At 72.3% G+C, this 9,751-nt stretch carries 10 protein-coding genes; 7 read left to right on the top strand and 3 right to left on the bottom strand.

Going from position 1 to position 9,751, the window contains the following annotated elements:
* The first annotated feature begins 296 nt into the window (after positions 1–296).
* The 3 genes from ACH01S_RS36645 (at position 297) to ACH01S_RS36635 (ending at position 2,611) form a co-directional block, all read left to right on the top strand.
* Positions 297–905: a MarR family winged helix-turn-helix transcriptional regulator gene (locus ACH01S_RS36645; protein WP_083981556.1), complete on the top strand. Its 609-nt coding sequence runs from the start codon at positions 297–299 to the stop codon at positions 903–905.
* Between the two features lie 139 nt (positions 906–1,044).
* Positions 1,045–1,884 (top strand): aggregation-promoting factor C-terminal-like domain-containing protein, encoded by an 840-nt coding sequence (locus tag ACH01S_RS36640; RefSeq protein WP_067903280.1) that lies wholly within the window; start codon positions 1,045–1,047, stop codon positions 1,882–1,884.
* A 61-nt stretch (positions 1,885–1,945) separates the two neighbouring features.
* Complete coding sequence (locus ACH01S_RS36635) at positions 1,946–2,611, top strand: TetR/AcrR family transcriptional regulator (protein WP_083981555.1); 666 nt, start codon at positions 1,946–1,948, stop codon at positions 2,609–2,611.
* Between the two features lie 18 nt (positions 2,612–2,629).
* Here the strand turns inward: ACH01S_RS36635 and ACH01S_RS36630 are convergent, their stop codons facing one another.
* Positions 2,630–3,778, bottom strand: a complete 1,149-nt coding sequence (locus tag ACH01S_RS36630; RefSeq protein ID WP_067903277.1) for a hypothetical protein — start codon at positions 3,776–3,778, stop codon at positions 2,630–2,632.
* Between the two features lie 291 nt (positions 3,779–4,069).
* Here ACH01S_RS36630 and ACH01S_RS36625 point away from each other — a divergent pair, with 291 nt between their 5' ends.
* Together ACH01S_RS36625 and ACH01S_RS36620 are read left to right on the top strand one after the other, a co-directional pair.
* Positions 4,070–4,870 (top strand): NAD-dependent epimerase/dehydratase family protein, encoded by an 801-nt coding sequence (locus ACH01S_RS36625; RefSeq protein WP_148344368.1) that lies wholly within the window; start codon positions 4,070–4,072, stop codon positions 4,868–4,870.
* 81 nt (positions 4,871–4,951) lie between these two features.
* Positions 4,952–5,599 carry a TetR/AcrR family transcriptional regulator gene (locus ACH01S_RS36620; RefSeq protein WP_067903274.1) on the top strand — a complete coding sequence of 216 codons (648 nt, stop codon included), beginning with the start codon at positions 4,952–4,954 and terminating at the stop codon, positions 5,597–5,599.
* Position 5,600: 1 nt separating this feature from the next.
* Here ACH01S_RS36620 and ACH01S_RS36615 read toward each other — a convergent pair whose 3' ends face one another.
* Positions 5,601–7,064 (bottom strand): flavin-containing monooxygenase, encoded by a 1,464-nt coding sequence (locus ACH01S_RS36615; protein ID WP_067903271.1) that lies wholly within the window; start codon positions 7,062–7,064, stop codon positions 5,601–5,603.
* A gap of 84 nt (positions 7,065–7,148) precedes the next feature.
* Here ACH01S_RS36615 and ACH01S_RS36610 point away from each other — a divergent pair, with 84 nt between their 5' ends.
* Both ACH01S_RS36610 and ACH01S_RS36605 read left to right on the top strand, forming a co-directional pair.
* Positions 7,149–7,787: a TetR/AcrR family transcriptional regulator gene (locus ACH01S_RS36610; RefSeq protein ID WP_246236684.1), complete on the top strand. Its 639-nt coding sequence runs from the start codon at positions 7,149–7,151 to the stop codon at positions 7,785–7,787.
* A gap of 46 nt (positions 7,788–7,833) precedes the next feature.
* The gene (locus tag ACH01S_RS36605; RefSeq protein WP_067903265.1) at positions 7,834–8,694 is read left to right on the top strand and encodes an SDR family NAD(P)-dependent oxidoreductase; all 861 of its coding nucleotides are present in this window, start codon (positions 7,834–7,836) and stop codon (positions 8,692–8,694) included.
* A 333-nt stretch (positions 8,695–9,027) separates the two neighbouring features.
* Here ACH01S_RS36605 and ACH01S_RS44690 read toward each other — a convergent pair.
* Positions 9,028–9,751: hypothetical protein (locus ACH01S_RS44690; RefSeq protein WP_067903262.1), on the bottom strand; the 724-nt coding region annotated here is incomplete at its 5' end.

Genomic DNA, 9,751 nt, shown 5'->3' with positions numbered 1-9,751 from the left:
GAGGGTCGTGAAGGGACATGCCAGCCTCCTTCGTTCTCGGACGTCGGCGCTCATCCGATGCTCCGGCCCTCACCGGGGCACGGCGGCGCCGCGTCCTGCTCGTTCGCGCGCCACCGTGGCCTCGGCCGAGACCCGGGACCACACGCGACGCCACGGGCCCTGGCAAGCACTCGGGCACCGCCTGTGATCTGAGGCACTCTATTGGAAGAAGGTCTAAGAAGCGAGTACTTACATAGGGGATTTGTCCGAAGCTACGATCGGCCGGTGGAACCGAGGCGCGACAGGACGACGACGACATGACTGCAGACGCGACCGCCGACGTCACCGAGGATCTCGCGGGGGACCTCGCGGAGGACCTCGCGGAGGATCTCGCGGGCGATCCGGCGGACGGGGTGGACCCCTTGGTCATGGGCGTCCGGGACCGCTGGGAGGCGCAGGGCCTCAGCGGCGGCCCCTGGCCGTTCATGGCGATCTGCGCGGTGGGACGGCTCAACCAGCTGCTCAAGAAGGCCCTGGACGCCGAGTTGAAGGGGCTCGACCTCTCCCGGACCGGCTACTTCCTGCTGACCACGCTCGCGCTGACCACCCGCGGGCAGGCGCGGCTCAGCACGCTCGGCCGGATCCTGATGGTGCACCCGACGACGGTGAAGCTCACGGTCGACCAACTGGAGGCGGCGGGGTTCGTCGCCAGGACGCCCCATCCGCGCGACCGGCGGGCGACGCTCGTCCGGATCACCGCCGCCGGGCGCGACCGGGCCAACGAGGTCGCCCTCGCGCTCGAAGCGCCGGAAAGCGCGCTCGCCGTCTTCGACGACATGCACCGCGACGTGTTCGAGGCGCTGCAGCCCGCGCGGCTCGCGGCGGGCGACGTCGAACTGCTGAACCCGGACGAACGACGCGGATAAGGGCGCGGCGGGTGAACCGTGTGCCACTCTGTCCCCGTACTTGCTCAGCAGACGGTACTCGCCGCGCGGACGGCGGCCGGTCGCCGACGGCGGCCGTCCTCCGGCGACAGGACCCCGGGCGATAAGGCAGTCTTCTCCTATGCCACAGAGTCACGGCACGCGCAGACGTCCCACCGCCCCCGCCGGGCGCGCCCGTTCCGGCGGGCGGCGCGCGGCCCGCCGACCGGGGCCCGACCAGGCACGCGGCGTCCGGGACGAGCGCCGACCGCGGGTGCCCGCCCCGCGCGCCCCGGCCGACCCGCTGGACGACCGTCCGTCCGGGGGACGGCGGCTGCGGCGGCTGCTCACGAGCAATGTGACGATCATGATCGTCGCGATCGGCGCGCTCGCGGCGGCGGTCGTGCTGGTCGACATCGGCCGCTTCGTCGACGGCGGCGCGAAGCCGCCGAAGGCGGCGGCCCCCGACCTGTCGACCAACGACATGCTCGCCAAGCTGACGTCGGCGTCCGACATGGACGCGGTCACCGCCGACGCGATCGCCGCCGCGAAGAAGCGCGCGTACGAGCTGCACCAGCGCGAGATGAAGCGGCTCAAGGAGAAGGCGAAGCGGGACGCGGCGGCCCGCGCGAAGCTGAAGGAGCAGCAGGAGCGCGAGCGGCTCGCCAAGATGAACCCGAGCGCCGCGCAGAACAAGGAGTACGGCAAGAAGATGAACGCCCTCAAGGGATGGGGGCGCTGCTGGTCGTCGCTGCTGACGCTGTGGAACCACGAGAGCGGCTGGAACGAGCGCGCGGAGAACCCCGGCAGCGGGGCGTACGGGATCCCGCAGGCGCTGCCCGGCTCCAAGATGATGAGCGCGGGACCCGACTGGCGTACCAGCACCCCGACGCAGATCGCCTGGGGGCTCGGATACATCAAGGCCCGCTACACCGACCCGTGCGGCGCGTGGGCGTGGTGGTCGTCCCACCACTGGTACTGACCCTCCTGTTCTGAGCCGTGTGACACGGGTGCGGGCGGACGCGGCCTGGCACCATGGTGGGATGCGGACGGGCAGGGCGCGGCACGTGAACGGGGCGGACGACGGCGACCCGGGCACGGACACGGGCGGAGGCGGCGGGCGCCAGTGGGCGCGGGCCGACGCGACCCGGCAGGCGCTGCTGTCCGCGGCGCTGGAGGTGTTCGCCGACCGCGGCTACGCCGACGCGGGCATCGCCGAGATCGTCGAGCGGTCCGGGATCAGCGTCGGCAGCCTCTACCACCACTACGGCGGCAAGGCCGGGCTGTACGTCGCGCTGTGGGAGGAGCTGTCCGCCGAGCAGGAGGCGAGCGCGGCGCAGGCGGTGTCGGCGGCGCGCAAGGGCGGCGAGTCCGACCCGATCGCCCTGTTCATCGCGGGCGCCCGCGCCTACCTGCGGGTGTGCTGGGAGCGGCGGGACGCGGCCCGGCTGTTCCTCGCCGGGGAGGGGCCGTCCGGGTCGTCGCTGATGCGGCGCAGCCGGGCGCAGAAGTGGATCGCGCAGAACACGAAGCTGCTCGGCGGGCCGTCCGGCGGGGAGCCCGCGGGACGTCCCGAGCAGGTGCTGAGCCTCGTCCTCACGACGGTGATCGGCGAGGCCGGACGGGAGATCGCGACGGCCGAGAGCGAGGCCGACGCGACGGAGATCATCGAAGAGGTCTGCCGCATCCTGATCCGCCTCGCCCGCTGAGCGGCCGGGCCGGACCCGTCACCGGGCGGGCGTCCAGACGATCCGCACCGAATGGACGTGCGCGGGCTGCGGCGGCAGGGTGCGCAGCCGCGCCGCGGTGAGCGGCCGCCCGGCGGGCACGAGCCGCCGCCGGACCGCCCGCGGCGGCAGCGGCACCGGTATCGGCGGGACGGCGTCCCGCCGCCGCGCGGCCCGGCGCGCGAGCCGCAGCCTGAGCAGCAGCAGCGTCACCGCCGACGACATCGCGGCGAGGAACCCCGCCTGGAGCGCGCCCAGCTCGTTCACGGTGAACGGCTTGCCGGGCAGCGTGTGCAGGCTCGCCACCGGGACGAGCGGCCCTGTCGCCGTCTCCGGCGCGACACGCGGCGGGGCGACCGGCGGCAGCGCCACCCGCGGCACCGCGACGCCCGCCAGCGGGTCGAACCCGGACGGGGTCAGCGGCGGGACGCCGGGCGGCAGGTTCGCGAGGCTCACCCCGGGCGGCGGCGCGCCCGCCGGGTCGGTGACGATCAGCTTGTAGGCGCCGGACGCGCCCTTGGCCTTCGCCGCCGACACCTCGGCGCGCAGCGTGACCACGCCGGGCTTGGCGTCGGACGGCGCCCGCACCGTCGCCCGCACCGAGACTCCGCCGCTCCCGACGCCGCCGAGGCTCCGCGTCCGCGGCCCGACCGAGGCGCCCGACGCCGACAGCCGCAGCACCGCGCCCGTCGCCGCCGCGTTCGCGGACGCGACCCGCACGGTCGCCGTCACCGACCCGCCGGGACGCACCGTCGCCGACGACACCGTCAGCCCGAGCGACAGCACGGGCGTCTTCGCCGTCCCCGGCTTGGTCGGCGGCTTCGTCGGCGCCTTGGTCGGCGGCGGTTTCGTGGGCGGAGGGCCGGGCGGATCGGTCTTCGGCGGATCCGTCTTCGGCGGATCGGTCTTGGGCGGGTCGGTCTTCGGTGGGTCGGTCTTGGGGGGATCCGTCTTGGGCGGATCGGTCTTCGGAGGGTCGCTCTTCGGCGGATCGCTGGGCGTCTGGCTCGGCGGGTCCTTCGGCGTCTCGCTCGGGGTCCCGCTCGGCGGGTCCTTCGGCGACTCGCTCGGCGACCCGCTCGCGCCGCCGGACGGGTCCGGGGTCGGGTCCGCGGCCACCGGCGGCGACGCCGTGCCGATGAGCGCCACCGCGCCCAGTCCAGCCAGGATCGAACCAGCCGATCGTGAGCGCACCCTGAACGCACCTCCACCGCGTCGCGACCGTCTCCGCGAATTATGCCGATTGGGATCGAAGCACGCGTCCGGGACGCGAATCAACCCCGCGCGTCGAGGCCCAGGTCAGCCGCTTATCCATGGTCGCACCGAATTCCGGGATTGCCGCCGTATTGATCATTAAACGATGCCACCCCCTCCTTTTTCATGATCAATATCGAACCCCCCGCCGATCTTGACGCCGGACGGGATGCGACACTGCTGGTCATGGCCCTTGGAACGATCGTGCTGACCGGCGCGGCGGGCCGCGTCGGCGCCGCGCTCCGCGCCCCGCTGCGCGCGGCGGCCGAGCGGCTGGTGCTCGCCGACCTGGTCGTGCTCGACGCCGAGGCGCCGAACGAGACCGTGCTCCGGGCCGACCTGTCCGACCCGGCGGAGGCCGCGCGGGTCGTCGGCGGCGCGGACGCGGTGGTCCACCTGGCGGGCGTGTCCGACGAGGCGCCCTTCCCCGACCTGGTCGAGGGCAACGTCCTCGGGACGCAGCGCGTCCTGGAGGCGGCGCGCAGGGCGGGCGTGCCGCGCGTCGTCCTCGCGAGCAGCAACCGGCTGACGGGTCTTTACCGGTCGACCGAAACCGTCTCGGCCGTGATGCCGCCGAGACCTGACGGCCTGTACGGGGTCAGCAAGGTGGCCGTCGAGGCCCTCGGCCGCCTCTACGCCGACAAGTTCGGCCTGGACGTCGTCTGCCTGCGCATCGGCAGCCTCGAAGCGCGGCCGAGCGAGCCCCGCCACCTCGCGACCTGGCTCAGCCACCGGGACTGCGCGGGGTTCGTGCTGGCGGCGCTGACCGTCCCGGCGCCCGGATTCCTCGCCGCCTACGCGGTTTCGGACAACGCGCGCCGCTTCTGGGAGCTGGACGAACGCCTCGGCTACACGCCGGTGGACGACGCCGCGTCCTACGGCGTCCCGGACACGTTCGTCGGGCCCGGCGTGCCGCAGGGCGGCGATTTCGCGTCGCCCGCCTTCACGCTCGGATACCTGTCGGACGTTTCGGCGGAGGACGGGTGAAGTTCAGGGTCACATCGAACCCGATGGACCGTTATCCTGACCTTCGGGTTACCGGTTCCTGACGGAAAGTCGAAGGGGTCCATGCCAACGTCGACCTGGTTCCGCCTCAATGTCGCCAAGCGCGAGCGGGTGCTCGAAGTGGCGATGCGGGAATTCGGCGAGAACGGGTACTCGACGGGCAGCCTCAACACCATCGCGCGCGAGGCAGGGATAGCCAAGGGCTCCCTCTTCCAGTACTTCAGCGACAAGCTGGAGTTCTTCGCGTTCGTCTGCGACGAGGCGTCCCGCCGCGTCCGCGAGGAGATGGAGCGCCGCATCGCGCGGGTCGACTTCGAGCAGTCCTTCGACGAGTGGCTGTTCGACGTCCTCTGCGACTGGACCGAGTACATGGCCGACCACCCGCTGGAGCGCGGCGTCACCGCGGCGACGAACTTCGAGCTGGACAACAGCGTCCGGTCCGTCGTCCGCGACACGGCCAACCAGCACTACCTCCAGGTCATCCACCCGACGCTGAAGCTGTGGCGGGAGCGGGGCGAGATCCGCGAGGACGCCGACCTCGCCGTCCTCGCGACGTGGCTGATGACGATCCTGCCGTTCCTCGCGCTCGCCCCCTACTACGACGGCCTCGACCCGATCCACGACCTGCGCGGGCGGACCCCGGCCGAGCAGCGCCCGGTGATCCGCCAGCTCATCGCGGGCTTCCGGCCGATGTTCGCGCCCGCCAAGTAGCTCAGGGCGTCAGGACGTACTCCCCCGCCCTCGCCCGGCGGGACCCGGCCCAGAACTCGAACGTGTGGCCCGGCCAGAGCGTCCGGTTGACGCCCTTGTCGTCCAGGTACCAGCTGCTGCAGCCGCCCTCGTTCCAGACGGCGCGGCGCAGCCGCCGCTGGATCCGGTCGTTGAAGCGGCGGACGGCCTCCGGCTTCGGCTCGATGGTGTCGGCACCCGTCTCCTGGAGCAGCCGCAGGCAGCTCAGCACGTACCGGATCTGCACCTCGATCATGAACACGACGGAGTTGTGGCCGAGGCCGGTGTTGGGGCCGAGCAGCATGAAGAAGTTCGGCATGCCGGGGATCGTCGTGCCGCGGTGCGCCTCGATGCCGTCCGCCCAGATCTCCTGGAGCTTCACGCCGCCGCGGCCGGTGACGCGCAGGTCGGTGAGCGCGTCGGTGACCTTGAAGCCGGTGCCGTAGACGATGCAGTCGACCTCGTGCTCGCGCCCGTCGGCGGTGACGACGGAGTGCTCGCGGACCTCGGTGATCGCGTCGGTCACGAGCTCCACGTTGGGACGCGTGAGCGCCGGATAGTAGTCGTTCGACAGCAGGATCCGCTTGCAGCCGATCGTGTAGTCCGGCGTGACCTTGGCGCGCAGCTCCGGGTCGTCGATCTGGGCCTTGATGTGGCGGCGGGCGACCGCGTCCTGGACGCCGGACAGCCGCGGGTCGATCGTGAACCCGACCGCGCGCGCCTCAAGCGCCCAGTAGATGGCGGCGCGGAACGCCCGCGCCGCGCCCGGGACGTGCTTGAACACCGTCCGGACGGGCTTCGGGATGGGCTGGTCGGGCTTCGGCTGGACCCACGGCGGCGTCCGCTGGAACACGGTGAGGCTCCCCGCCCGCTCGGCCACCTTCGGGACGAACTGGATCGCGGACGCGCCCGTCCCGACCACGGCGACGCGCTTGCCGGCCATGTCGTAGGAGTGGTCCCACTGCGCGGAGTGGAACGCGGTGCCCCGGAAGCGCTCCATGCCCGGCAGGTCCGGGTAGGACGGGACGTGCAGCGCCCCGATCCCCGACACGACGGCCTTCGGGGTGAGGACCGTCCCGTCCGCGAGCGCCACCTTCCAGCGCCGCGCGCCGTCGTCGTACTCCATCGACTCGACGGCCGCGCCGAAGCGGATGTGCTCGCGCACCCGGTACTTGTCGGCGGTGCGCTCCAGGTAGGCGCGGATCTCGGGCTGCGGGGCGAACATCCGCGTCCAGCCCGGGTTCAGCTCGAAGGAGAAGGAGTACATGTGCGAGGGGACGTCGCAGGCGCAGCCGGGGTAGGTGTTGTCGTGCCACGTCCCGCCGAGGGCCTGGCTCTTCTCCAGCACGACGAAGTCGTGGAAGCCGGACTGCTTGAGCCTGATCGCCATGCCGAGGCCGGCGAAGCCGGAGCCGATGACGACGATCGCCGGGGCGCGCTCGCTCATGATCCATCCCTCTCGCGTAACCTACTCCGGGTAAGTTACCGGGAGTAGGTTACTGACGGTAGGTCCAATGGCTAGGATTCTCCTGTGAGCAGCACCACACCGCAACGACGGCGCCGCATGTCCCGCGCCGAGCGCGAGCGGCAGATGCTGGACGTGGCGGAGGAGGTGTTCGGCGACCGCGGCTACCAGGCCACGTCCATGGACGAGATCGCCGAGCGCTGCGGCGTGTCCAAGCCGATGCTCTACGAGTACTTCGGCTCCAAGGACGGCCTGCTGCTCGCCTGCATCGGCCGGTCCAAGGCCGAGCTGTTCGACGTCACGCGCAAGGCGATGGCCGGGGCGAGCACGCCGCGCGAGATCCTCTGGCAGGGCATGCTCGCCTACTTCGGGTTCGTCGACGCGCACAGCAGGTCGTTCGCGATGCTGCTGCGCGGGTCGCCGACCGCGCCGCCGTCCACGGCGGAGGCGATCGAGGCGACGCGCGAGCAGCAGAGCACGCTGATCGCCGGGGTGCTGACCGCGTTCGCGCCGGCCGCGCCCGCCACCGTGATCGAGGCGTTCACGCAGATCATCCTCGGCGGGTCCGAGCGGCTCGCGCAGTGGAAGGCGCAGCGCCCCGAGGTGTCGGCCGAGGACGCCGCCCGCCACATGACCGACTTCTGCTGGAGCGGCCTCAGCCCCTACCTCCCGGGCGGCGGGGACGGCGCTCCGGACGCTCGCTGAGTACGGTTGGATCACTCCATTCCGCCCGGATTCCTCGGAGGTCTGCATGCCACTCGCGCAGTTCGACGGAGCGCTCGCCGTGGTCACCGGAGCCGGCGCCGGCATCGGCCGGGCGACCGCCCTCGCACTGGCCGAGCGCGGCGCGAACGTCGTCGCCGCGGACATCGACCTCGCCGCCGCCGAGCGCACCGCCGCGCTCGCGAAGGCGGTCGGCGCGGGCGGCACCGCCTACCGGGTGGACGTGTCGGACGCCGCCGCCATGGAGGACTTCGCCGCCGCGGTGAAGGAGGCCCACCGCGCGCCGGACATCGTCGTCAACAACGCCGGGATCGCCGTCGCGGGCTCGTTCCTCGACACGTCCCTGGACGACTGGGAGCGGATCGTCGGCGTCAACCTGTGGGGCGTCGTCCACGGCTCGCGGCTGTTCGGGAAGCAGATGCACGACCGCGTGCACGCCCTCCCCAACAAGCCGGACAAGCCGAACCTCGGCGGGCACATCGTCAACATCGCGTCCGCCGCCGCGTACACGCCGACGCGGGCGCTGCCCGCCTACTGCACGACGAAGGCCGCCGTCCTCATGCTGAGCGAGTGCCTGCGCGCCGAGTTCGCGAGCGCCCGCATCGGCGTCACGGCCGTCTGCCCCGGCTTCGTCAGCACCGACATCGTCGCGAACGGCGCCTTCGTCGGCGACCCGGCGGCCGGCGAGCGGACCCGGCAGTGGAGCCTCAAGGCGCTGAAGGTGCGCAACTACCCGCCGGAGCGGGTCGCGGAGCGGATCGTCCACGCCATCGTCAAGAACAAGCCGGTGGTGCCCGTCACCGCCGAGGGGCATCTGCTGCGGACGCTGTCGAGGGTCTCGCCCGCGTCCCTGCGCCTGCTGGCGCGAATCCCCGCGCCCCGCGGCTAATGGCATTCGGCGGCCATTTCCCGGTTTCCGAACGGGGAGTAGAAAATGGTTCACAAATGGTAGGCATTGGTACACCACCCGGAACCGCGGAGGCCGCGGAGCGGTGGTCCACTCCGCGGCCCGTCGACGTGAAAGGTTACTGACCTGGGCTCACCGGACCCAGGACACTCCTACCGATTGCACGGTCACGACGTCGACCTCCTCCTCCCCGGGCTGTGCGAGCGCGCCGATCACCTGGCCTGGTCCGGGAGCAAGACCGACGCGCCCCCGCCCCTTTACCGAATCACCCTAGAAGGTACTGACAGACGATATGCCGTGATCGGCCGATTCAGGTCAGAAATGATTTAGCGCCGTCATGACTTCGACGGCGACGTCGGTCGCCTTGGCGAGGCACGCGCGTTTCCGTTCGTCCTGCCGGCCCTTCGCCGGGGCGCGTTCGCTGTAGCTGACGGTGAAGACCGCGTTGCGGAGCCGGGCGGTCACCTGCCCGACGACGGTCGGCTGGCCCTCGTCCGCCTTGAACCAGCGGTACGCCTCGTCGCCGAGGCCCTGGTGCGGCTCCAGGGAGATCGTCCGGACGAGCGGCGCGTGGTGCGCCTGCGTCCACTGCGCGTCGTAGTAGCTCTGGGCGTCGCGGACGGGGTTCGGGGTGTCGCCCGGCGCGTAGAGGTGCGCCTCGACGCGGAGCCAGCGGAAGTCCCGTCCCGTGGAGGAGTAGGTGCAGGTGGTGAGCGTCGAGTTGGCGCTCTCCCGCCGCGTCGCCTTCGGGACGGTCCTGTCGACGGTGCGCTGGGAGACCATCCCGCAGGGGGCGGGCAGCGCCTTGACGACCTGGCCGCCGCCCTCCGCGGGCGTCTCGCCCGCCGTGGGCGTGCTCTCGGCGGTGGGCGTGGTGCCGGTGGTGGGTGTGGTGTCGGCGGTGGGCGCGCGGGACGGGGTGGGGCGCACGGCCGCGCCGTCCCCGCCGCCCCGGACGGGCGCGAGCAGGAACACCGCCACCGCCGCCGCGCCGAACGCGACGACCGCCACGAGCACCGCGACCCGCCGCGACCGGCGG

The organism is Actinomadura chibensis NBRC 106107, from assembly GCF_001552135.1.
Lineage (GTDB): Bacteria > Actinomycetota > Actinomycetes > Streptosporangiales > Streptosporangiaceae > Spirillospora > Spirillospora chibensis.
The sequence above is the reverse complement of the archived record's forward strand: the minus strand, read 5'-3'. Positions and strand labels throughout refer to the sequence as shown.

What these genes read in the sequence shown, in the direction of transcription:
- ACH01S_RS36645 (WP_083981556.1), top strand. Translation starts at nt 297, where the DNA reads ATGACTGCAGACGCGACCGCCGACGTCACCGAGGATCTCGCGGGGGAC.
- ACH01S_RS36620 (WP_067903274.1), top strand. Translation starts at nt 4,952, where the DNA reads ATGCCAACGTCGACCTGGTTCCGCCTCAATGTCGCCAAGCGCGAGCGG.
- ACH01S_RS36635 (WP_083981555.1), top strand. Translation starts at nt 1,946, where the DNA reads ATGCGGACGGGCAGGGCGCGGCACGTGAACGGGGCGGACGACGGCGAC.
- ACH01S_RS36615 (WP_067903271.1), bottom strand. Translation starts at nt 7,064, where the DNA reads ATGAGCGAGCGCGCCCCGGCGATCGTCGTCATCGGCTCCGGCTTCGCC.
- ACH01S_RS36605 (WP_067903265.1), top strand. Translation starts at nt 7,834, where the DNA reads ATGCCACTCGCGCAGTTCGACGGAGCGCTCGCCGTGGTCACCGGAGCC.
- ACH01S_RS36625 (WP_148344368.1), top strand. Translation starts at nt 4,070, where the DNA reads ATGGCCCTTGGAACGATCGTGCTGACCGGCGCGGCGGGCCGCGTCGGC.
- ACH01S_RS36640 (WP_067903280.1), top strand. Translation starts at nt 1,045, where the DNA reads ATGCCACAGAGTCACGGCACGCGCAGACGTCCCACCGCCCCCGCCGGG.